A 22,465-nucleotide genomic window follows, 5' to 3' on the forward strand; every position below is an offset into this window, starting at 1 on the left:
TCCATGGGAGCGCTTCCACGGCCCGTGGTCACACCGCCACCCCGTTGTCGCCGGTGGCCGTGCCGCCCCCACGCCGTCCCGCGTCGGTGCGACCGCCGGCGGCCCCTGGCTAACAGGAGCCCGTCATGCGCCACCTGACCCGGCCGTCCACCGGCCACCCCGGCCGGTCGCCCGTCGCCGACCAACCGTGGCCCCGGCGGCTGCTGGCCGTCGGCGTCGCCCTGCTCACCGGCGCGTCCCTCGCGGTCGCCGCGCCGACTCCCGGGCCCGCGTCCGCCGCGCCCTCCTTCAACTACGCCGAGGCGTTGCAGAAGTCCCTGCTGTTCTACGAGGCGCAGCAGTCCGGCCAACTGCCCGACTGGAACCGCGTCTCCTGGCGCGGCGACAGCGCCCTCACCGACGGCGCCGGTACCGGAGTCGACCTCACCGGTGGCTGGTACGACGCCGGCGACCATGTGAAGTTCGGCTTCCCGATGGCGTTCAGCGCCACCATGCTCGCCTGGGGCGCGGTGGAGTACCGCAGCGGCTACGCCTCCTCCGGGCAGCTGCCGCACCTGTTGAACAACCTGCGCTTCGTCAACGACTACTTCATCAAGGCGCACCCGTCGGCGAACGTCCTCTACGGACAGGTCGGCAAGGGCGACGACGACCACAAGTGGTGGGGCCCGGCCGAGGTGCTGCCGATGGCGCGGCCCGCGTACAAGATCGATGCGAGCTGTGGCGGCGCGGACCTGGCGGGGGAGACGGCCGCCGCGATGGCCGCCTCGTCGATGGTGTTCCGGCCCACCGACGCGACCTACGCGGACAAGCTGCTCACCCACGCCCGGCAGCTCTACACGTTCGCCGACACCGTGCGGAAGGCCTACAGCGAGTGCATCACCGACGCGGCCTCGTTCTACAAGTCGTGGAGCGGTTACCAGGACGAGCTGGTGTGGGCCGCCATCTGGCTCTACCGGGCCACCGGTGACGCCAGCTACCTGACCAAGGCCGAGAGTGAGTACGACAAGCTCGGCACCGAGCCGCAGTCCACGACCCGCTCCTACAAGTGGACGATCGCCTGGGACAACAAGCAGTTCGGCGCGTACGTGCTGCTGGCGAACCTGACCGGTAAGCAGAAGTACGTCGACGACGCCAACCGCTGGCTGGACTACTGGACGGTCGGGGTGAACGGGCAGCGGGTGCCGTACTCGCCCGGCGGGATGGCGGTGCTCGACTCCTGGGGGGCACTGCGCTACGCGGCCAACACCTCCTTCGCCGCGCTGGTCTACAGCGACAAGACCACCGACACCACCCGCAAGGCGCGGTACCACGACTTCGCCGTCCGGCAGATCAACTACGCGCTCGGCGACAACCCGCGCAACTCCAGCTACGTCATCGGGTTCGGCACCAACGCGCCGAAGAACCCGCACCACCGCACCGCGCACGGCTCCTGGTGGGACAGCCAGACCGTGCCCGTCGAGACCCGGCACACCCTCTACGGCGCGCTGGTCGGCGGCCCGTCCTCGGCCAACGACGCGTACAGCGACAGCCGGTCGGACTACGTGATGAACGAGGTGGCCACCGACTACAACGCCGGCTTCACGTCCGCGCTGGTCCGGCTGACCTCCGAGTACGGTGGCACCCCGCTGGCGAACTTCCCGGTCGCCGAGACGCCGGACATGGACGAGATGACCGTGGAGACCACTGTCATGCAGGCCGAGCCCCGGGCCACCGGGCTCAAGGCGATCGTCTACAACAAGTCGGCGTTCCCGGCCCGCGCGCTGACCAACGGCAAGTTCCGGTACTACTTCCGGCCCGACGGCAGCGGCCCGGTGCAGGTCACCTCCGGCTACACCCAGGGCTGCCCGTCGCCGAGCAGCGCCAAGCAGTTCAGCGGCGACATCTGGTACGTCGAGGTGGACTGCGCCGGCTACACCATCGCTCCGGCCGGGCAGTCGCAGCACCGGATGGAGGTCCAGTTCAAGATCGGCGTACCGGAGGGCGGCACCTGGGATCCGACCAACGACCCGTCGTACCAGGCGACCGCCGGGCCGAACCGCAAGGTTCCGCTCTACGCCGGCAGCACCCGCGTCTGGGGTGAGGAGCCGGGGCCGGTCGTGCCGGACACCACCGCGCCGAGCGTCCCGGGCAAGCCGGTGGCGTCGAATCTCGGGTCCCGCTCGGTCACCCTGACCTGGGCGGCGTCCACCGACACCGGCGGCAGCGGTCTGGCCGGCTACGAGGTCCGCGAGGTGCAGGTCGGCAGCGACACGGTGGTGAACCGGCCGGTCACCGGCACGACGCTGACCATCTCGACGCTGCTGCCGGCGACGTCGTACGAGTTCAGCGTGGTGGCCCGCGACGGCGCGGGCAACACCTCGGCGGCGTCGCCGGTGCTCACCGTGACCACGCCGCCGACCGGTTCCACCGACACGACACCGCCGAGCACGCCCGGCACGCCGGTCGCCTCGGCGGTCACCGCCACCGGCCTCACCCTGGCCTGGACGCCGTCCACCGACAACGTGGGCGTCACCGGTTACCGGGTCTACCGCGAGGCGGGCGCGACCGACGTACTCGTCGGGTCACCGACCGGTAGCACCCTCGCCGTGACCGGGTTGACCGCCTCCACGGCGTACCAGTTCTACGTGGTGGCCGTCGACGCGGCCGGCAACACCTCCGCGGCGTCCGCGCCGGTCGCGGTCACCACGGCGGCGCCGCCGGTCGGCGGCACCTGCTCGGTGGGGTACGCGACGACGGACTGGAACACCGGCTTCACCGCGACGGTGACGATCACCAACACCGGCACCACCGCGCTGAACGGCTGGACGCTGCGGTTCAGCTTCCCGGGCGGGCAGACCGTCAGTCAGGGCTGGTCGGCGACCGTCAGCCAGTCCGGCGCGGCGGTCACCGCGACGAACCTGTCCTATAACGGCACGATCGCCCCGGGCGCGTCGGTGAGCTTCGGCTTCAACGGCACGCACAGCGGCAGCAATCCGAGGCCGACCGCCTTCACCGTCAACAACACCACCTGCGCCGTCGCCTGAGGCGGGGCCAGTCGTCGCGGCCGGTCACCGTCTCGGAGGTGACCGGCACGCGGCGTGACCGGCCGCGTCACGCCGCCGCCGGCCCAACACATTTCCGAAACTTTTCCGAAACCTCGGTCGTTCGGGCTGGTCGCGTGATATGAACATCGATTGAAATAAATATTCAACTGAGATGTCTGGTCGTCCCCGCCTCGGCGGCCCGGGTTCAGGCCAGTAGGGAGGCAGAGATGGCAATGACACCACCCGTTCCTCGCGGCGGGACCCGGCGGCGGCGATCGCCGGTCGTCCGAGCGCTGCTCGCCGGCACGTTCAGCGTCGTGACCGTGGCCGCCGTCGCGGTGATGATGCCCTCGGCGAACGCCGCCGCGAGCACGCTCGGCGCGGCCGCCGCGCAGTCGGGCCGGTACTTCGGCACCGCCATCGCGGCGGGCCGGCTCAGCAACTCGCAGTACAGCACGATCGCGGCCCAAGAGTTCAACATGATCACGGCCGAGAACGAGATGAAGCCGGAGTCGACGCAGCCCCAGCGGGGTCAGTTCAACTTCAACTCCGGTGACCAGATCTACAACTGGGCGACCCAGCGCGGCCTGAAGGTGCGGGGGCACACCCTGGCCTGGCACGCGCAGCAGCCGCAGTGGATGCAGAGCATGAGCGGCAGCACCCTGCGGCAGGCGATGATCGACCACATCAACGGCGTGATGGGCCACTACCGGGGCAAGCTCGCCGCGTGGGACGTGGTCAACGAGGCGTTCAACGAGGACGGCAGCCGCCGCAACTCCAACCTCCAGGGCACCGGCAACGACTGGATCGAGGTGGCGTTCCGCACCGCGCGGGCCGCCGACCCGTCGGTCAAGCTCTGCTACAACGACTACAACATCGAGAACTGGTCGTACGGCAAGACGCAGGGCGTCTACCGCATGATCCAGGACTTCAAGTCCCGCGGCGTGCCGATCGACTGCGTCGGCCTGCAGACCCACTTCACCGGCGGCAGCTCGCTGCCGAGCAACTTCCAGACCACGCTCTCCAGCTTCGCCGCGCTCGGCGTGGACGTGGCGCTGACCGAGGTCGACGTCACCAACGCCTCCACCACCCAGTACGCCGGGCTGACCCAGGCGTGCCTGAACGTGCCGCGCTGCATCGGCATCACCGTCTGGGGCGTACGCGACAGCGACTCCTGGCGCTCCAACGAGAGCCCGCTGCTCTTCGACGGCAACGGCAACAAGAAGGCCGCCTACAACTCCGTCCTCAACGCGCTCAACGCGGCCCCGCCGACCTCGGGACCGACCGGGACCCCGACGGTGAGCCCGACCGTCAGCCCGACGGTGAGCCCCACCACGAGCCCGCCGCCGAGCGGCGGTTCGGGTCGGATCGTCGGGGTGCAGTCGGGCCGGTGCATCGACGTACCCAACGCCACGCAGACCAACGGCACCCGGGTCCAGCTCTACGACTGCCACAGTCAGTCGAACCAGCAGTGGACCTACACCTCCACCAAGCAGTTGCGGGTCTACGGCAGCAAGTGCCTGGACGCGAACGGCGCGGCCACCGCCAACGGCACCGGAATCATCATCTGGGACTGCAACAGCGGGACGAACCAGCAGTGGAACATCAACTCCAACGGCACCATCAGCGGTGTGCAGTCCGGCCGTTGCCTGGACGTCTGGGGCACCGGTAACGGCCAGCAGGTCCAGCTGTACGACTGCCACGGGCAGACCAACCAGCAGTGGCGGACCGACTTCGGTGGCACCACGCCGACGTCCGCGCCGCCGACCTCGGCCCCGCCGACCACCACGCCGCCTCCGACGGGTGGCTGTGCGCTCCCGTCGACCTACCGGTGGTCGTCGACCGGCGCGCTGACCAGCCCGAAGAACGGCTGGCTCTCGCTCAAGGACTTCACCAACGTCGTCTACAACGGCCAGCACCTGGTCTACGGGTCGTACGTGAACAGCAGCGGCCAGTACAGCTCGATGAACTTCGGCACGTTCACCAACTGGTCCGACATGGCCTCGGCCAGCCAGAACGGGATGAGCCAGGGCACGGTGGCGCCCACGCTGCTGTACTTCGCCCCGAAGAACATCTGGGTGCTGGCGTACCAGTGGGGACCGACCTCGTTCAGCTACAAGACGTCGAGCGACCCGACCAACGCCAACGGCTGGTCCTCGGCGCAGACGCTGTCCACGGCCACCCTCCCGGACGCTCCGTACGGGGTGATCGACCAGACCCTCATCGGCGACGACCAGAACATGTACCTCTTCTTCGCCGGGGACAACGGCAAGATCTACCGGTCCAGCATGCCGCTGGGGAACTTCCCGGGCAGCTTCGGCTCCAGCTACACGACGATCATGACCGACTCGACCAACAACCTGTTCGAGGGCGTCGAGGTCTACAAGGTGGCGGGCCAGAACCAGTACCTGATGATCGTCGAGGCGATCGGAAGTCAGGGACGCTACTTCCGGTCGTTCACGTCCACCAGCCTGGGCGGCTCGTGGACCCCGCAGGCCGCCAGCGAGAGCAACCCGTTCGCCGGCAAGGCCAACAGCGGCGCCACGTGGACCAACGACATCAGCCACGGTGACCTGGTCCGCACCAACCCCGACCAGACCAAGACCGTCGACGCCTGCAACCTGCAGTTGCTGTACCAGGGCAAGGACCCGAGTGCGGGCGGCGACTACAACCGGCTGCCGTGGCGGCCGGGCGTACTGACCCTCCAGCGCTAGGCGTCACTTGATCTAACGAACCAGGGCGTGCCCGGCACCGCGCGGTGCCGGGCACGCCCGTTCAATCTCAGTCGGTGAGGTCGTCCGCGAGCAGGTCCATCAGCAGGGCGTCGTGCCAGCGGCCGTCCTCGCCGCGTTCGTAGCGGCGCATGATGCCCACCGGCCGGAAACCCACCTTCGCGTACGCCCGGATGGCGGCGCTGTTCGCCGCCGCCGGGTCGATGGTGAACCGGTGGTGGCCGTACTCGTCGATCAGGTGCCGGGCCAGGGTGCGGATGGCGTCTCCACCGTGGCCCGCGCCGCGTGACTCCGGATCGAGGAACACGTCCAGGCTGGCGTGCCGGTAGTCCGGGTCGGACTCGGCGTACCACTGGATCGCGCCGATCACCCGGCCGTCGTGCTCGATGGCGTACAGCGTCAGGTCGTCGTCGTCGAGGTCGGCGTGGACCGCCGCGGTCAGGTCGTCGCCGCCGCGCCACCAGCGGCGTACCTCCGGGTGCGCCCGGATGGCCGCGAGGGCCGGCACGTCCGCGACCGTCGCCGGTCGCAGGGTCACCGCCCGCCCGCGCAGCATCGGCTCAGCCCCGGATCTCGCCGTGCTCGACGCAGACTGCCGACCAGCCGACCGGCAGCACCTGCACCTTCATCCGGCGTCGACAGCGCGCGCAGTAGCGCGGCGGCTCCAACTGCCGCGCCGCCGCGCACGACTCGTGCCCGGCGGTCGACGCGTCCTCGCCGCAGCGGTCACACCAGCGTTGCGTTGCCACCAGCTCGGTCACGTCGTCCTCACTGATCAGCTCAGAGGGTCGCGGAGAGGGCCTTGACCGGCATCTTCAGCTCGTCCAGCAGGTCGAGGTCGGCGGTCGCCGGCCGGCCCAGCGTGGTCAGGTAGTTGCCGACGATCACCGCGTTGATGCCGCCCAGCAGACCGTCGCGGGTGCCCAGGTCGCCGAGGGTGATCTCGCGGCCGCCCGCGTACCGCAGAATGGTGCGGGGCATGGCCAGCCGGAACGCGGCGATGGCCCGCAGCGCGTCCTTGCCCTCCACGACCGGGCGGTCGCCGAGTGGGGTGCCGGGGCGCGGGTTGAGGAAGTTCAGCGGCACCTCGTGCGGGTCGAGTTCGGCGAGCTGCGCGGCGAACTCCGCGCGCTGCTCGACGGTCTCGCCGAGGCCGAGGATGCCGCCGCAGCACACCTCCATGCCGGAGTCGCGGACCATCCGCAGCGTCTCCCAACGCTCCTCCCACGAGTGGGTGGTGACCACGTTCGGGAAGTACGACCGGCAGGTCTCCAGGTTGTGGTTGTAGCGGTGCACGCCCATGTCGACCAGGTCGTCGACCTGCTCCTGGCTGAGCATGCCCAGCGACGCGGCGACCTGGATGTCGACCTCGGCCTTGATGGCGGCGACGCCCTCGCGCATCTGCTTCATGAGCCGCGCGTCCGGGCCGCGCACGGCGGCCACGATGCAGAACTCCGTGGCCCCGGTCTTCGCGGTCTGCTTCGCGGCCTCGACCAGCGACGGGATGTCCAGCCAGACCGAGCGCACCGGGGAGGTGAACAGACCCGACTGGGAGCAGAAGTGGCAGTCCTCCGGGCACCCGCCGGTCTTCAGCGAGACGATCCCCTCGACCTCGACCTCGGGCCCGCACCACCGCATCCGTACCTCGTGCGCGAGTTGCAGGGCAGCGGGCAGGTGCTCGTCGGGCAGGTTCAGCACGGCGAGGACGCCGGCCTGGTCGAGGCCGACGCCGTCACCCAGGACCTGGGTGCGGGCCTGGTCGAGGATTTCTGGCATGGCTCGTACCCTACAAGGCCCTCGCTCAGGGCGGGTATGACCTGCCGCCGGGGTCCGCGCGATCCGGCGGGGCCGGCCCCGATCGCCGGCCGTGCGGGTCGGGCGACGCGTTCTCCCGCGTGGCGCCCGAACGTGACGGCGACATGACGCTAAGTGGTGTTCGATCTCGCCGGGGCTGTGTTCGCCGCCGCCGTGCCCCGCGTACCGAGTGGATTCGTCTGCCCGATGGGCGCGGGTGGTAATTTCGCCCGGCGGACGTCGGCGTGACCGGCGCGGACGGCGGTGAAGGGGTGACGGTGGCGGACTGGCTGGCGGCGCTCGATCGGCGCGCGCAGTTGCGGGCGAAGGCCGGGTTGACCCGGCGGCTGCACCCGCGTCCCGCCGACGACCGGATGACCGACCTCGCCGGCAACGACTACCTCGGGCTGGCCACCCATCCGGAGGTCACGGCCGCGGCCGTGGCGGCGCTGTCGGCGTACGGGCTGGGCGCGACCGGTTCGCGGCTGGTGCGCGGCTCGACCGACGCGCACCACGCCCTGGAGGACGACCTGGCGCAGTGGCTGGGCACCGATCGGGCGCTCGTCTTCTCCTCCGGTTACCTGGCGAACCTGGGCGCGTTGCGGGCTCTCGTGCAGCCCCGGACTCTGCTCGTCTCGGACGCGCACAACCACGCCTCGCTGATCGACGGCTGCCGGATCTCGGGCGCCGAGACGGTGGTCAGCGCGCACGCCGACGTGACGGCGGTGGCCGCAGCCCTGGCGGTGGCGCCGGGACGACCGGCGGTGGTGGTCACCGAGTCGGTCTTCTCGGTCGACGGCGACCTCGCACCGCTGGCCGAGCTGCACGCGGTGGCCCGCCGCTACGGCGCGCTGCTGCTGGTCGACGACGCGCACGGGCTCGGCGTCACCGGTCCGTCCGGAGCGGGTGCGGTGGCCGCCGCCGGGCTGGCCGGCGAGCCGGACGTGGTGGTCACCGCCACCCTGTCCAAGGCGCTCGGCGGGGCGGGTGGGGTGGTCGCCGGTCCGGCCGAGTTCGTCCGGCACCTGGTCGAGACCAGCCGTACGTTCATCTTCGACACCGCGCTGCCGCCGGCCGTGGCGGCCGGGGTGCACGCCGCACTGGGGCTGGCCCGGGCCGGGAACGACGTTCGTGCCGAGCTTGCCGACCGGGTGGCGCTCGCGGTCGGTCGACTGGGCGCGGCCGGGCTGACCGTTTCCGCGCCGGACGCGGCGGTGATCTCGGTGACGGCGCCCGGTCCGGAGGCCGCGACGGCCTGGGCGGCCGACTGCCGGGACCGGGGCGTCGCGGTGGGCTGCTTCCGGCCCCCGTCGACCCCGGACACCCGCTCCCGGCTGCGCCTCACCGTCAGCGCCGGGGTGCCGCGGGCGGACTTCGAGCGGGCGTTGGACGTCATCGTGGACTGTGCCCCATGAGCGCGAGGAGCGATACGGCGTGGGCGGGGCCGGTGCTGGTCACCGGCACCGACACCGAGGTGGGCAAGACGGTGGTCACGGCGGCGATCGCGGCTGCCGCGCAGGCCGCTGGCCTGCGGGTGGCGGTGGTCAAGCCGGGTCAGACCGGCACGGCCGGTGGCGAGCCGGGTGACGTGGACGCGGTCAACCGGCTGGCGGCCCCGCTGACCGGTCGCACCCTGGCGAGCTTTCCGGACCCGCTCGCGCCGCTGGCCGCGGCCCGGGTCGCGGACCTGCCGCCGTTGGAGCTGTACACGGCGGTGGACGCCGTCCGCGAGGAGGCGGACAAGCACGACCTGGTCCTCGTCGAGGGGGCCGGCGGTCTGCTGGTGCCGATGGGACTGCGCCCGTCCGGCGAGCCGTGGACGATGGCCGACCTGGCGGTGTCCCTCGGCGCGCCCGCGGTGGTGGTCGCCCGGGCCGGGCTGGGCACGCTCAACCACACGGCGCTGACCCTGGAGGCGCTGGACCGCCGGGCGGTCCCGGCCGGAGTGGTGATCGGGGCCTGGCCGGCGTCGCCGGAGCTGGTGCACTGGACCAACCTGACCGACCTGGTGCCGAACCTGCTGGGCGCGGTGCCGGCCGGGGCGGGCGCCATCGACCCGGGGGTGTTCCGACGGTCGGCGCCGGGGTGGCTCACCCCGGCACTGCACGGGGTGCTCGACGACTGGCGCGTCTGGGCCGAGGAGAGCAGCTAAACAGCTGACTTTCGTCGGTGTCCGGGCAGGTCGGGCGTGGGTAGCGTGGCCGCCGTGAGGATCCTGGAGCCGTCGACGTCCCGGGCGTCCCGGTGGCGACGCCCCGTCCTGGACGTGTCGCTCTGGGCGCTGGTGGCCGCGCCGATCGCGGCCGCGCGGGTGACCCCGCCGTACCCACGGTTCGGTGTGGCGCTGCTGCTCGGCGCGCTGGCGCTGCTCGCGGTCGCCGTCGCGTCGGCGCGACGGTGGCCGCTGGTGGGGTTGCTGGTGGTGGTGCTCGGTTCGCTGGTGGACGGCAACTTCGTCTTCGCCATCCCGGTGTTCAGCTATCTGAGCGGCCGGCGCAGCGCGACGGCGACGCCAGCGGCCGCGCTGTTCGGCGTGATCGCCGTCGGCGGCTCGGTGCTGAACCTCGGGTTGCTCGGCACCGGGGCGGCGACCTGGTTCCTGCTGGCGTCGGTGCTGCTGTTCGGCGGGGTGTTCCCCTGGCTGGTGGGCCGGTACCGCCGGCAGCAGCAGGCGCTGACCGACGCCGGCCGTCGGCACGTCGAGGCGGTGGCACGCGAGCGGCGTGGCGTCGCGGAGCGGATCCGGCTTCGCGAGCGGGCGCGTATCGCCGAGGAGATGCACGATTCGCTCGGTCACGATCTCAGTCTCATCGCGGTGCGGGCCGCCGCGTTGGAGCTGGCCGACGACCTCGCTCCGGCCCACCGGACGGCCGTGGGGGAGCTGCGGTCCAGCGTGGCGGCGGCGACCGAACGGCTGCACGACATCATCGGGGTGCTGCGGGAGGAGGGTGGCCCGGCCGGCGTCCGACCGGTGGGGGAGACCGTCGTGGACCTGGTGACCGGGGCTCGCGAGGCCGGGATGGCGGTACGGCTGGACGCGCGGCCGGACACCCTGCGGTTGCCCGGCATGACCGGGGCCGCCGCCCACCAGGTGGTGCGGGAGGCGCTCACCAACGCGGCCCGGTACGCCCCGGGCGCACCGGTGACGGTGAGCCTGGCGTCCGACGTGGACGGGGTCGAGGTGCGGGTGCGCAACGCCCCGCCGCCGGCCGGTCCGCTGCCCCGGCCGGCCTCCTCGGGTAGTGGCCTGGTCGCCCTCGCCGAGCGGGTACGCCTGGCCGGCGGAGTGCTGGACGCCGGTCCGTGCCCCGACGGCGGATTCGCGCTGCGTGCCCGGCTACCGCTCGCCGCCGAACCGGGGCTGCCGGTGGTGGCCGCCGCCAGCGGGACGGTCGACGACGTCCCCGCGTCCAGGGGCGTTTCGGAACGGCCGCTCGACGCCGAACGCCAGCTGCGCGAGGCTCGTCGTCGGGCGCGACGGAGCCTGCTGACGGCGCTCGCCGCGCCGGCCGGCTTCGGGCTGGCCCTGTCGCTGGTCTACTACCCGTTCGCCACGGCCGGCACGGTGCTCGACGAGTCGACGTACGACCGGATGCGGCCCGGGACGGCCCGGGCCGACCTGCCCGGGCTGCCCCGCCGGCAGCTCGCCCCGCCGCTCGGTGCCGCCGAGCCCGGCTGCGAGTACTACACCGACGGCAACTTCCCGCTCGCCGAGGCGACGTGGCGGCTCTGCTTCACCGACGGCCGACTGGTCAGCAAGGAGCGCATCGCGTAGTGGACACCGACACCGACACGGTCCCGACCGCGCCCGTCCGGGTGGTCCTGGCCGACGACGAGGCGATGATCCGGGCCGGGGTGCGGGCCATCCTCGCGGCCGACCCGGGTATCGAGGTGGTCGCCGAGGCCGCCGACGGGCGGGCGGCGGTGGAGCTGGTCCGCGCGCACCGGCCACGGGTGGCGTTGCTGGACATCCGGATGCCCCGGCTGGACGGCCTGGCCGCGGCGGCCGAGATCCACCGGCTGGCGCCGGCCACGGCGACGGTCATGCTGACCACCTTCGGTGAGGACGACCACGTGGCCCGGGCGCTCGGGCACGGCGCGAGCGGGTTCCTGCTCAAGGCCGGCGATCCACGGGAGTTGATCGCCGGGGTGCACGCGGTCGCCGACGGCGGGGCGTACCTGTCGCCGCGGGTGGCACGTCGGGTGATCGAGCTGGGCGCCGGGCGGTTGGCGCGTCGGCCCGCCGCGCGGGATCGGACGGCCGGGCTGACCGAGCGGGAACGCGAGGTGCTGGCGTTGGTCGGCGCGGGTCTGTCCAACGCGGAGATCGCTCGCCGGCTGCACCTGGTGGAGGGCACCGTGAAGAGCTACCTGACGAGCATCTTCACCCGGCTGGAGGTGCGCAACCGGGTGCAGGCGGCGATCCTCGCGTACGAGGCGGGGCTGGTCGAGCGGTGAGCGGGGGCCGCAAGAGCCCCCGCTCACCGCTTCAGGCGTCGCGACGGCGGAGCATGGCCCGGCCGAGCAGCAGCGCGGCGCCCGCCCAGCCGGCGAGCAGCAGCAACCCGACCACCGCGGGGTACGGGTCGGTGTCGCCGTCGAGGAAGTGCACACCGGCCACGCCGGGGAACACGTCGGCGATCCGGTTCAGGACGGCGATGTCCGGCTCCTGGAGCGACAGCGGCACGATCGTCAGGGTGGCGAAGAGCACGATGATGGTGAGGACCGCGCTGCGCAGTGCCGCGCCGAGGCCGAGCGCGAGGACGCCGACCAGGGCCAGGTAGGTGGCGACCGCCACGATGTCGCCGATCGTCTCGGCGGTGGGCGCGCTGCCCCAGTCGCCGAGCACCGGGCGGGCGACGAGGACGCCGACACCGCCGAGCAGCAGACCGAGGGCGAAGGTGACGGCGCCCGTCACGACGGCCTTGGCCAGCAGCACCCGACCGCGCGCCGGGGTGCACTGCAGGGTCGTGGCGATGGTGCCGCTGGTGAACTCCGTGGTGATGGCGAGCAGGCCCACCGCCAGTACGGCGTACTGGGTCAGCTCGATCGCGTCGATCAGCACGGTGCCGGCGGTGACGACGCCGAGGTCGTCGGCCGGGTCGTCGTTGGTGTTGGCGTTGGCCGCATAGATGGCCAGCTGGCCGGCGCTCGCGGCCATGACGAGCACTCCGGCCAGCAGCGTCCACCAGGTGCTGCGTACCGAGAACAGCTTGGTCCACTCGGCGGCCAGCGCACCGCGGAAGGCGCCGGCACGGGTACCGGAGACGGTCTGCGTGCTCATGCGGCACCCCCGGCGTACTCGACGCTGTCGGCGGTCAACTCCATGAACGCCTGCTCCAGCGACGCGCCGTGCGGGCTCAGCTCGTGCAACGGCACCCCCAGCTCGTACGCCAGGTCGCCGATCCGCTCCACCGTGCTGCCGCTGACGGTCAGCTCGAACGGCCCGGCCTCCTCGACGGTGCCGCCGGTCGCGGCGAGACGTGCGGCGAGGGTGGCGAGCCCTTCGCGGTGTGGGCTGCGGACCCGTACGACGACGGCGCTGCCCGCGATCACCTCCCCGACCGGGGCATCGGCGAGGAGTCGTCCCCGGCCGATCACGACGAGTTGATCGGCGGTGAGCTGCATCTCGCTCATCAGGTGACTGGAGACGAAGACCGTCCGGCCCTCGTCGGCGAGTGAGCGCATGAGCTGACGTACCCAGCGCACCCCGTCCGGGTCGAGGCCGTTCACCGGCTCGTCGAACATCAGCACGGGTGGATCGGCGAGTAGCGCTCCGGCGATGCCGAGCCGCTGTCCCATGCCGAGGGAGAGGGCGCGACCCGGCTTGCCGGCGGCACGCCCGTCCAGCCCCACGGTGTCGAGCACCTCGTCGACCCGGCGGGTGGGGATGCCGTTGCTGCGCGCCATGGCCAGCAGGTGCGCCCGCCCGGACCGGGTCGGGTGGATGGCCCGGGCGTCGAGGAGGGCGCCCACCTCGTGCAACGGTCGTCGCAGCTCCCGGTACGACCGGCCGGCGACGAGCGCCTGCCCGGCGGTGGGCCGGTCCAGGCCGAGGATCATCCGCATGGTGGTGGACTTGCCGGCGCCGTTGGGGCCGAGGAAGCCGGTGACCCGGCCGGGCGCGATGTCGACGGTCAGGGCGTCGACCGCGACGGCCGCCCCGAACCGTTTCGTCAACCCACGTAAAGTGATCATGCGTTGACGCTAGGCTCCGGCCGCCCCGGCCCGCCGCGCCCGAACGGCACCCACCGGCACTGACTTTCGTCAGGCCGCCCGGGTCAGCGGATGTAGTCCTCCAGCAGCGCCGGGGTGAGTCCGGCCCGGTGGATGGCCTTCAACGCGGCCAGCAGGTCGTCCATCAGCGCCGGCCGGAAGTGCATCAGCAGCACGTCGCCGGGTTGGACCACCTTCTCCGGGGTCTGGTAGCGCACCTTGCCCTCGTGGACCGTCTCCGACCAGTGCAGGACCGCCTTCGCGCCGCAGTCCCGCGCGGCCTTCAGCGTGGTGCTGTCGCGCTCGCCGAACGGTGGGCGGAACAGGGTCGCCCGTTGGCCGAACAGCGCCTGGAGTTTGTCCGCCGCGCCGCAGATCTCCTGCTTCTGGTAGTCGTACGACCGGCCCGCGAGGGAGTTGTGCCGGATGGTGTGGTTCTCGACGACACCACCGGCGACCTGGATCTGGCGGAAGTAGACGTCGTGCTCCTCGGCGGCCGGCGAGTTCAGGAACATGGTGACCGGGATGTGCGCGCGGGCGATGAAGTCGGGCACCGCGGGCGGGCGGGCCAGGCCGCCGTCGTCGATGGTGATGAAGGCGACCTTCTGGGTGGTCGGCAGGCGGTGCCAGAAAGGGATCGGGCCGGTCGTCGGCAGCGGCACCGGTTCCGGAAGTGGCGCTGCGGGGAAGACCGGTACCTGCGACACGTACCAGTCCAGGGTCCCGCGTGCCGGCGGCGCGGTCGGGGACGGCGAGGCCGACGGGGTGGGCGACGCCGCGGAAGGGCTCGGCTGTGCGGCGATCTGCCGGGCGTGGAAGGCGGGTCCGGCTGCGCAGGCGCTCAGCGCCAACAGGGCCAGGAGCGTTGTGGCGGAGATGATCCGACGGGTGGGGGTGACGGACACGCCCGGAAACATACCGGGCGATTGTCAGGATCCGGTCAGCCCGCTGTGCCCGATGGCCGACGCACCACGAAGGCGTCCGGCATCCGGAAGGTGAGGTTGTCCGGGCACCACGGCGGTCGTACCACGTCCACCCCGTCGAGCAGCGGCGCGGCCTCGGCCACCACGACGGCCGCCTCCATCCGGGCCAGCACGTCACCGACGCAGCGGTGCGCCCCCGCCCCGAACGCCAGGTGCCGCCGCGACCCGCGCTGCCCGGGAACGAACCCGTCCGGCGTGCCGACGACCGCCGGGTCGCGACCGGCGCGGGCCAGCCACAGCACGATGCTGGTGCCCGCCGGCACGGCCGTGTCGCCGAGAACGCCGTCCGCCGCGGCGACGCGCCGCCAGGTGACGATCGGCGGTTCGAGGCGCAGGCCCTCCTCCACGACGTCGGTCACCGCGACGTCGCCCGCGCGCAGCCCGGCGCGTACCGCCGGCTCGCCGGCCAGCCGGTGCAGCAGCAGGGTGAGGAACTGCGAGGTGGTCTCCTGTCCGGCGACCAGCAGGAAGAAGAGCGCGCCGACCACCACGTCGGGCGGGTGCCCGGCGGCGCGCAGCTCGGCGGCCAGGCCGCCGCCGGTGGCCGCGAACTCCCGCAGTACGTGGTGGAAGCGTCCCACCTCGGCGGCGAGCGCCACCTGCCGGTCGTCGTCCAGCGGCGCCCAGAACAGCTCCAGCGCCGCCCGGGCGAACTTCTTGACCGCGCCGACCGGCGCGTCCGGCAGGTCGACCAGCCGGGCCAGCACCAGCAGGGGCAGGTCGGCGGCGAGGTCCGCGTACAGGTCGACGGGCGCTCCGGCGTCGAGCGAGGCCCGTAGCCGGGCCACCCGCTCCCGCACCAGGGCCGTGAGCCACGGACGCTGCGCGGCCACCTTCGCGGGGTGCAGCGCGTCCGCCACGATGCCCCGGATCTGCGGGTGGCTGACGCCGGAGTTGTTCGCCAGGGTCGGCGGCAGCCGGAACCGGTGCCCGGCGAGCACCCGCAGCGCGGTCACCGGCATCGGGGTCACCGCGTCCAGGGCGTTGTCCGGCCGGTAGCGCTCCGGGTCGGCGAGGACCTGGCGGACCAGCGCGTGCCGGGTGACGACGAGGTGGCGTACGCCGACGTGGTCGGTCACCTCGGCGACGTCCGGCCAGGGTGCCTCGACGGCGGACGTCCAGCCGGAGAAGAGCACGCCGACACGCTAGCCGGCGGCTCCGGGCAGGCCGGGGCGCAACCGCCAGACGGTGGTGCGCTTCACCCGTACGCTCTCCAGGGCCTCCGGCACCGGCACGTCGTAGCTGGCCAGCTCGTCGAAGCGGTCCCGGGGCAGGAACGCCCGGCCGGGGTCACCGACCAGCGCCGGCGCCCCGGCCCGGGTGGCGCGCAGCAGGAACCGCAGTACCCGTCGGGCCATCGCGTCGCTGTAGAAGACGTCCCCGGCGAGCACCACCTCGGCGTCGCCCGCGTCGCCGTCGAGGATGTCGCGGTACTCGGCGTCGACGCGTACCCCGTTGGCTTCGGCGTTGAGCGCGACGGCCGCGACCGCCAGTTCGTCGACCTCGACGGCGCGCACGTAGGCCGCGCCGGCCCGGGCGGCGGCGATGGCCACCAGGCCGGAGCCGGAGGCGAGGTCGAGCACCCGCCGGCCGGCGACCAGGTCCGGATGGTCGGTGACGTAGCGGGCCAGCGCCTGCCCGCCGGCCCAGGCGAAGGCCCAGAACGGCGGCGGTCGGTCGGTGGAGAACTGGCCCTCGGTCAGCTCCCAGAGCCCGATCGGCTCGTCCGCCTGGTGCAGGCGCACCTCGGGGACGAAGGCGACCGGGGTCAGCCGGGCGTGCAGCCGGACGAACGTGCTGGAGAGCTCGGACACCCGGCGATTCTCCCAGTGGCCCGTCGTGCGGCGTGTCGCGGGGGAGTGGTGACCGGTTCACCACTGTCGGTGAAATAGCCCCTCATCCTTGGCGTCCGGTGCGAAGACACCCCTCTGTGTGATCCGCCCGCTTCCTCCTACCGTTTCCCTTCAGGGACGAGAAGGAGTGAGGTGGTGGTGATCGTGTGGCGGTACGCGCTGCGGCTCGGGGCGTTGGTTGCCGGCGTGGCCGGGACGGTGCTGACCCTGGCCGCACCGGCGCAGGCGGCCTTCGCCACCGAGATGAGCGGCCTGCCGGCCCGGTTCACCGCCGGCGACCAGGTGCGCACGATCTCCGCGGTGGTCTCGCAGACGGACCGGCGCGGCGGGTGCGCGAAGGTGCGCTGGTCGATGGTGCTCCGGGTGCAGGGCATCCGGCTCGATCAGGTGAAGATGGACCGGGTGGAGGAGAACGGCGACTTCCCGGTGGAGATCCGGACCGAGGGTGACGTGGCCCGGTTGACCGACCGGCAACTCGACCCGGGCACCCTCTGCCCGGGTCGCACGGTGACCGCCCGCTACCGGGTGGCCTTCGCCGAGGACGTCACGCAGGGGCGGGTCACCCTCGCCGCCGAGGCGTACGACGCCAACCTGCGCCTGTTGTCCCGCCAGACCGTCACCCGCTCGGTGGTGGGAGCGGGCGTCACCAGGACCCGGACGCCGACGCCGAGCCCGACCCCCGCGCCGCCGAGCGACCCGCCGAGCGAACCGGCGCTGGAGAGCGACCCGGCCGAGGAACCGCTCGCGGAGCAGCCGGTCGACGCGGCGCCGCCGCCGGCCAACCGCCAAGTCGCCCAGACCGGCGGGTTCGGTGTGGTGCAGGCGGCGTTCCTGCTCGGCGGGTTGCTGCTCTCACTCGGGGTGGGCCTGCTGCTGCGACTGCGCCACCTCACCCGCGCCGCGAAGGACGAGGCCGAGGACCCACCGGTGGACCGGCTCTGGGAGCGGCCCGCGCCGACCGGGCGTTGGCACCCGGCACGCCGCTGATCGGGGGTCGTCGGGGCCGGCGGTTCCCCGCCGGCCCCGACGGTGTCACTTCGCGAACGCCTGGAACTCGGCGATCCTGACCTGGGCACGGGACGGGCTGGCCGTGGCGCAGTCGGTCGTCGTGGCCGGGTCGTCGTCCTGCTCGCCGGCGTACTGCGGGCCGCCGGTGCACTGGCTGGCCAGCACCTCCAACCGCAGGTGGGTGGCGACCGTGGTGGGCACCGCGAACGTCCGCAGGTTGATGTCGCGGCTGTACGCCCGGTACGCCCCGCCGGGGAACGCGTCGGCCGCGCTGGTGTAGATGCGCCGCCAGCGCGCCGGGTCGGCGCAGTCGGTGGTGGTCGCGTCGCAGGCGGACACGGCGAACGAGCGCAGCGCGCTGAGCGCGTTCTGACTGCCGGTGTCCGCGTCCCCGACGATCGCGGGTCGCAGCATCGCGCTGACGTTCACCCGCTTGACCACCTGCGGGGCGTCACCGGCCAGCGCGACGGTGAGCTGCCTGCCGGCCACCCCGTCCAGCGAGGCCCAGTTCGTCGCCTCGGTGTCGTCGGCGACCCGGTCCAGGTTGACCCCGTCACCGCTGATCGTCGCGCCGGACGTCGTGGACGCCAGGTTGCGGCTCATCCGCAGATCCACGTAGCCAGCCTTGCCGGCGTCGGCGACCACGCTGAGTCGCTGGTGCCCGAAGCCGGGCGCGACGGCCAGCAGGTCGTACGTGCCGGCGACCATCTCCACCGTGTCCGGGATCGGCGTCGCCGGGTCGGTGTCGGCGATCGGTACGGCCCGCGCCTCGTACGCCCCGACGTACACCCGAATCGGCGCGTCGGCGCTGTCCCCGCGCGGGCGCAGGGTGAGGGTCGCGTTGCCGCCTCGGGGCGAGGCGAAGCTCGGCGTCGGGTCGGTGTCCGCGGCGCCGTTGGTGGCGGCGTCCCGGCCCATCCCGGAGCGGGCGAACTCGGCCCAGATCAGGTCCTGGTTCGCGCCGCCGAAGCGCAGCAGGTCGGCGGTGAGCATGTTGTCCCGCATGTCCAGCATGCTGACCTGGCTCGCCGCCTGGAGCAGGAACGAGTCGAAGACCAGTTGCGACCAGCGCCGGTTGCCCGGACATTTGTCGGCCGGAACAAGGCCCTGCGCGCACTCCCGCTGCCGCTGCGGGGTGCCCAGGCCGTACCGCTTGACCAGCGCGGCGCGTACCCGGTAGTTGGTGGCGCCCCAGATCTCCCCGTCGGCGTGCACGGCCGGGCCGGCGGTGTTGTAGCCGATGTCGGAGTAGTTCAGCGGGCTGCGGCTCAGGTCGTAGTTGCGGATGCCGCTGACCAGGTTGCCGGTGACGTAGCCGCCGGTGACGAAGGGCGTTTCGCCGGGAGCGCGCAGGCCGTTCTGGTAGAGGTACTCGGCGGCCATCAGGTCGCCCCACGACTCGCCCATCGCGCCGCCCTGGTGGCCGCTGATCCCGCTGTCCGGGCCGGCGATCATCCGGTTGGTGATGGCGTGGGTGTACTCGTGGCCGATCACCGTCATGTCGTAGTCGCCGTCCACGCACGGCGGGTACGGGCCACCGGCCTGCGGCTGCCACAGGTACATGTTGGTGGTCGGCGGCAGACCGTCGCGCGGGGTGCCCTGGTTGGCGTTGTTGCGGTTGCCGGTGAGCGCGCCCTGCTGGGCGCGGCCCTGCTCGGCGTCGCCGCCCAGCCCGGACGGGGTGAGGTTCACCGCCTGGAGGTTCCACGCCGACTCGGTGAAGCCGAGCTGGTACGCCCAGTCGTGCATCCGGTTGTGCATGACGAAGAGGTTGGCGATCGCCGCGTCCGCGTCGTTGCGCTGCGCGGACGTGAACACCTCCGGGTTGCACCTCGCCTGGTGCCACTGGTCGGTGAACGGGTACTCGTAGCGGCGGTCCGCGCTGGGGGCCGCCGGGACCACCGGGGTGTTGTTTCCCCAGGAGAGCACGGTGTTGGCCGAGTTGCCGCGCGAGGTGAAGGTGGGTGTGCCGGTGGCCGCGTCGACGTCCCACGGCTGCCCGGTGGCCGGGTCGCGGAACGCCGCCTGGCAGTTGGGGGACGGGTCGCCGCACCAGCGCACCCGGGGGTCCTGGCCGGCGGCGAGGTCCCGGGGCGGGGTGGCCGGGAAGACCGCCCAACTCGGGTTGTCCGAGTCGAAGTCGACGAGATCCTCGCGGACCAGCACCTTCCCGGTGCCGCCGTCCACGTAGCTGGTGAACGCCACCGGGTGGTCGGCGTCCGCGCCGATCATGGTCACCTCGTAGGCGGCGCGGGGACCGTCCAGCGGGGTGGGCACGGCCACGGAACGCACGGAGTGGCTGGCCACGGCCGACGGGCTCAGCCCGGCGTCGGCGAGCGCGTCGGCGTACGCCTGCTCGGCGGTGCGGGTGGCGGGCGCGGGCGCGCGGGTGTCCCGGGCCAGGGAGGAGTTGACGGCGAGCACCGAGCCGCCGCTGACCGCGAGCGTGACCAGGCCGTCGTGACCGGCCGGCAGGTCGCCGAAGCGCTGCCGCAGCGTCACCACCGTGCCGCTGCCGATCGGCCGGACCAGCACCCGGTCCAGGTCGGCGACCGTCGCGGCGTCCATGCCGTACAGGTCGCGGTTCGCGCTCAGGTAGGCGCGCGCGGCGGCCTCGGGGTCGGCGGGCAGTCCGGTGGCGAGCGGGGTACGACCGGGGCCGAGCGCCTGGGGCGTGCCGAGCCGGTTCCACCGCGCGTCGGGGTCCGCGGCGCGGGCCAGCCCGCGCTGGCGGGCGTCGGGTGCCGCCGTACCGGTGCGGTTGTCGAGGTCGGCGGGCTGGTGTCCCTCGGCGAACGGCCCGGACGTGCGCTCGGCGGGAGCGGCGGTGGGTGCGGCGTTGCTCGCGCCGGTGGGTAGCAGCGCGGCGAGGGTCGCCGTCGTCGCCAGGACGGCGATGAGCCGGCGTCGAGGCCGGCTCATCGGGGGTGACCACTCCGGTTGTGGCACGGGACCTCCTCGTGGGAGCGGGATGGCCGGCGGCTGCCGACCGACGATGCGCGGTGACGCATGCGCATCTGTGGATATCAGTCGATCGAGGAAGCGGCAAGGTCCCGAGTCGATCGGCACGTCAAGACAGCGACCGCACGGTCACCGACGTCTTCCTCTTCCCACTCCAGCGGCACGGCGACCACCACGCGAACCCGTTGCGCCGCTACCGGACGCTGCGCAGCTTCGACAGCTCACCGCTCCGGCGGCGGGTGATGGACCACCGGTTGCTCGCCCACTACGGCGGCGGCCGGACGCTGGCCGACACGCGACCCCGGCGGTGACGGCTCAGTCGGCGGGCGGCTCAGTCGCCGGGCGCCCAGTCGGGGTCGCGGCCGAAGGCGGCCAGCAGGTGATCCTGCTCGTCGGCATCGGCGGGCACCCGCGCCGTGTCCCGGATCAGCTTGTCGCGTCGGTAGTCGTCGACCCGGCCGGCGAACCACTGCGCGCACACGTGCACCGCGTCCGGGTCGAACCGTGGGTCGGCGCCGATCGCCACCGCCAGGTCCCAGCCGTGTATCAGGTGTTCGGCGAGGAGCTGTTGGACGTACTCGGCGGCCGGAGTCTCACCGGCCGACAGGTGCACGGTCCGGTCGATCGTGCCGGGATGCGTGACCGCGATCTCGGCCTGCGCGGCCGCCTCCCGGGCCACCGTGACCGGATCGGCGCCGAGCTGGTCGCCATCGAAGCGGTCGCCGACCTCCTCGATGGTGCGGCCGGCGAGCAGCGGGACGCTCCACCGGTCCTCGCCGACCATGTGGTTGACCAGGGTCCGGACGTCCCAGTCGGGGCAGGGGGTCTCATCGGACCACTGACCGGGCCCGATCTGGTCCACCCGGTCGACAAACTCGGCCAGGCTCCGGCGGTACGCCTCCAGCAGATCCATGCCGTCGATTGTTCTCTTCGGCACGCCGGCCCGAGCCGTTTTGCCCGCCCTGGCGTGCGGCGTGCTGGGTCGCTCAGTCCAGTACGGCCGGGTCCAGACCCAGCTCGCGGGCGGTGACCAGGCGTACCCACTCCCCGAACTGTCGCCGGGAGATGACCCGGTCGTGCACCGCGAGCTGCACGGCGAGGCCATCCATCACGGCGCTGATCCGCCAGGCGGCCCCGTCCGGGTCGGCGCACTGGAAGGTGCCGTCGGCGACCCCGGTGGAGATCACGGCGGCGAGATCCTGTCGCCACCGCAGGTCGAGCCGGCGGGACACCTTCTCCAGCTCGGGGGTCCGCAGCGACTCGGACCAACCGTCGATCCACATCGACCAGGAGGTCGCGCGGCCGGCCGGGGTGTAGAGCTTGAGGATCCGGCGGAGCTTCGTCAGCGGCGGTGCGGAGGAGCGGGTGACCGCGTCCAGGCGGGCCAGGTCCTGCTCGACGGCGTACGCGAAGGCCTGCGCGAGCAGCCGCTCCTTCGTGGCGAAGTGGTAGAACACCAGTGCCTGGCTCACCCCGGCGGCCTGCGCCACGTCGGCCGTTCGGGTGTTGGCCAGACCGCGCTCCACGATCACGTCGCAGGCCGTGCGCAGCAGGGCATCCAGGCGGATCTCGGCCGCACGTCTCGTCACGACCGTTACCGTAGCCCATCGACACGAACACGAACAGTTACCGATGCCGTCCGATTCGTGGGGTAAGAGTCGGAAGTCAGACAATTCCGGGAGATGTCATGGCTCGTTCTCCTAACGGTGTCCGCTGAGGTGGGCGGCTCGCTGTCCAGGTGTGTCGGCGGCGGACGGAGGGTGTCTCGCACGAATCGACGCCAGTCGCTGGATGATGCCGGAGTGTGACGAGTGCGAGTCAAATGCGAATCAGGTCAGCTGACTAGGACGCACGCGCTCCGTGCCCCCGACCACCCGGTCGGACGGAGGGGACGC

The 22,465-nt window shown here is 72.6% G+C and carries 19 protein-coding genes; 8 read left to right on the forward strand and 11 right to left on the reverse strand.

What is annotated here, in order from left to right:
* Positions 1 to 125 precede the first annotated feature (125 nt).
* Both ACN269_RS28355 and ACN269_RS28360 read left to right on the forward strand, forming a co-directional pair.
* Complete coding sequence (locus ACN269_RS28355) at positions 126 to 3,023, forward strand: glycoside hydrolase family 9 protein (RefSeq protein WP_421475298.1); 2,898 nt, start codon at positions 126 to 128, stop codon at positions 3,021 to 3,023.
* Between the two features lie 227 nt (positions 3,024 to 3,250).
* The gene (locus ACN269_RS28360; protein WP_421475299.1) at positions 3,251 to 5,737 is read left to right on the forward strand and encodes a non-reducing end alpha-L-arabinofuranosidase family hydrolase; all 2,487 of its coding nucleotides are present in this window, start codon (positions 3,251 to 3,253) and stop codon (positions 5,735 to 5,737) included.
* Between the two features lie 67 nt (positions 5,738 to 5,804).
* Here ACN269_RS28360 and ACN269_RS28365 read toward each other — a convergent pair whose 3' ends face one another.
* The 3 genes from ACN269_RS28365 to bioB are packed head-to-tail and all read right to left on the reverse strand — an operon-like array spanning position 5,805 to position 7,531.
* Positions 5,805 to 6,311 carry a GNAT family N-acetyltransferase gene (locus tag ACN269_RS28365; RefSeq protein ID WP_421475300.1) on the reverse strand — a complete coding sequence of 169 codons (507 nt, stop codon included), beginning with the start codon at positions 6,309 to 6,311 and terminating at the stop codon, positions 5,805 to 5,807.
* A gap of 4 nt (positions 6,312 to 6,315) precedes the next feature.
* Positions 6,316 to 6,534, reverse strand: a complete 219-nt coding sequence (locus tag ACN269_RS28370) for a hypothetical protein (protein WP_421476612.1) — start codon at positions 6,532 to 6,534, stop codon at positions 6,316 to 6,318.
* A gap of 1 nt (position 6,535) precedes the next feature.
* Positions 6,536 to 7,531, reverse strand: coding sequence for a biotin synthase BioB (gene bioB, locus ACN269_RS28375; RefSeq protein ID WP_355051766.1), 996 nt, complete (start codon positions 7,529 to 7,531; stop codon positions 6,536 to 6,538).
* Positions 7,532 to 7,827: 296 nt separating this feature from the next.
* Between bioB and ACN269_RS28380 the strand changes: the two genes are divergently transcribed.
* The 4 genes from ACN269_RS28380 to ACN269_RS28395 are packed head-to-tail and all read left to right on the forward strand — an operon-like array spanning position 7,828 to position 12,007.
* A complete protein-coding gene (locus tag ACN269_RS28380; RefSeq protein ID WP_421476613.1) occupies positions 7,828 to 8,964 on the forward strand; it encodes an 8-amino-7-oxononanoate synthase in 1,137 nt (378 codons plus the stop codon).
* Positions 8,961 to 9,701: a dethiobiotin synthase gene (gene bioD / locus ACN269_RS28385; protein WP_421475301.1), complete on the forward strand. Its 741-nt coding sequence runs from the start codon at positions 8,961 to 8,963 to the stop codon at positions 9,699 to 9,701. The genes ACN269_RS28380 and bioD overlap by 4 nt, the downstream gene beginning before the upstream one ends.
* A gap of 54 nt (positions 9,702 to 9,755) precedes the next feature.
* Positions 9,756 to 11,324, forward strand: a complete 1,569-nt coding sequence (locus tag ACN269_RS28390; protein ID WP_421475302.1) for a sensor histidine kinase — start codon at positions 9,756 to 9,758, stop codon at positions 11,322 to 11,324.
* On the forward strand, positions 11,324 to 12,007 hold the full coding sequence (locus ACN269_RS28395; protein ID WP_421475303.1) for a response regulator: 684 nt from the start codon (positions 11,324 to 11,326) through the stop codon (positions 12,005 to 12,007). Before ACN269_RS28390 ends, ACN269_RS28395 begins: the two co-directional genes overlap by 1 nt.
* A 31-nt stretch (positions 12,008 to 12,038) precedes the next feature.
* Here the strand turns inward: ACN269_RS28395 and ACN269_RS28400 are convergent, their stop codons facing one another.
* The 5 genes from ACN269_RS28400 to ACN269_RS28420 all read right to left on the reverse strand — a co-directional run bounded on the left by ACN269_RS28400 (position 12,039) and on the right by ACN269_RS28420 (position 16,562).
* Positions 12,039 to 12,833 (reverse strand): ABC transporter permease, encoded by a 795-nt coding sequence (locus ACN269_RS28400; protein WP_421475304.1) that lies wholly within the window; start codon positions 12,831 to 12,833, stop codon positions 12,039 to 12,041.
* Entirely contained in the window at positions 12,830 to 13,747 is a 918-nt protein-coding gene (locus ACN269_RS28405; RefSeq protein WP_421475305.1) for an ABC transporter ATP-binding protein, read from the reverse strand. The genes ACN269_RS28400 and ACN269_RS28405 overlap by 4 nt, the downstream gene beginning before the upstream one ends.
* A gap of 83 nt (positions 13,748 to 13,830) precedes the next feature.
* Positions 13,831 to 14,670, reverse strand: a complete 840-nt coding sequence (locus ACN269_RS28410) for a polysaccharide deacetylase family protein (RefSeq protein ID WP_421475306.1) — start codon at positions 14,668 to 14,670, stop codon at positions 13,831 to 13,833.
* Positions 14,671 to 14,705: 35 nt separating this feature from the next.
* On the reverse strand, positions 14,706 to 15,884 hold the full coding sequence (locus ACN269_RS28415) for a cytochrome P450 (RefSeq protein WP_421475307.1): 1,179 nt from the start codon (positions 15,882 to 15,884) through the stop codon (positions 14,706 to 14,708).
* A 9-nt stretch (positions 15,885 to 15,893) separates the two neighbouring features.
* Positions 15,894 to 16,562 (reverse strand): class I SAM-dependent methyltransferase, encoded by a 669-nt coding sequence (locus tag ACN269_RS28420; RefSeq protein WP_421475308.1) that lies wholly within the window; start codon positions 16,560 to 16,562, stop codon positions 15,894 to 15,896.
* A gap of 171 nt (positions 16,563 to 16,733) precedes the next feature.
* Here ACN269_RS28420 and ACN269_RS28425 point away from each other — a divergent pair, with 171 nt between their 5' ends.
* On the forward strand, positions 16,734 to 17,588 hold the full coding sequence (locus tag ACN269_RS28425) for a hypothetical protein (RefSeq protein WP_421475309.1): 855 nt from the start codon (positions 16,734 to 16,736) through the stop codon (positions 17,586 to 17,588).
* Between the two features lie 45 nt (positions 17,589 to 17,633).
* Here ACN269_RS28425 and ACN269_RS28430 read toward each other — a convergent pair whose 3' ends face one another.
* Positions 17,634 to 20,558 (reverse strand): M36 family metallopeptidase, encoded by a 2,925-nt coding sequence (locus ACN269_RS28430; protein WP_421475310.1) that lies wholly within the window; start codon positions 20,556 to 20,558, stop codon positions 17,634 to 17,636.
* Positions 20,559 to 20,611: 53 nt separating this feature from the next.
* On the opposite strand from ACN269_RS28430, the gene ACN269_RS28435 reads away from it, so the two are divergent.
* On the forward strand, positions 20,612 to 20,881 hold the full coding sequence (locus ACN269_RS28435; RefSeq protein WP_421475311.1) for a hypothetical protein: 270 nt from the start codon (positions 20,612 to 20,614) through the stop codon (positions 20,879 to 20,881).
* A 20-nt stretch (positions 20,882 to 20,901) separates the two neighbouring features.
* Here ACN269_RS28435 and ACN269_RS28440 read toward each other — a convergent pair whose 3' ends face one another.
* Together ACN269_RS28440 and ACN269_RS28445 are read right to left on the reverse strand one after the other, a co-directional pair.
* Entirely contained in the window at positions 20,902 to 21,483 is a 582-nt protein-coding gene (locus tag ACN269_RS28440; RefSeq protein ID WP_421475312.1) for a TIGR03086 family metal-binding protein, read from the reverse strand.
* Positions 21,484 to 21,556: 73 nt separating this feature from the next.
* The gene (locus ACN269_RS28445) at positions 21,557 to 22,159 is read right to left on the reverse strand and encodes a TetR/AcrR family transcriptional regulator (RefSeq protein ID WP_421475313.1); all 603 of its coding nucleotides are present in this window, start codon (positions 22,157 to 22,159) and stop codon (positions 21,557 to 21,559) included.
* Between the last annotated feature and the right edge of the window lie 306 nt (positions 22,160 to 22,465).

The organism is Micromonospora sp. WMMD736, assembly GCF_049179015.1.
Taxonomy (GTDB): Bacteria; Actinomycetota; Actinomycetes; order Mycobacteriales; family Micromonosporaceae; genus Micromonospora.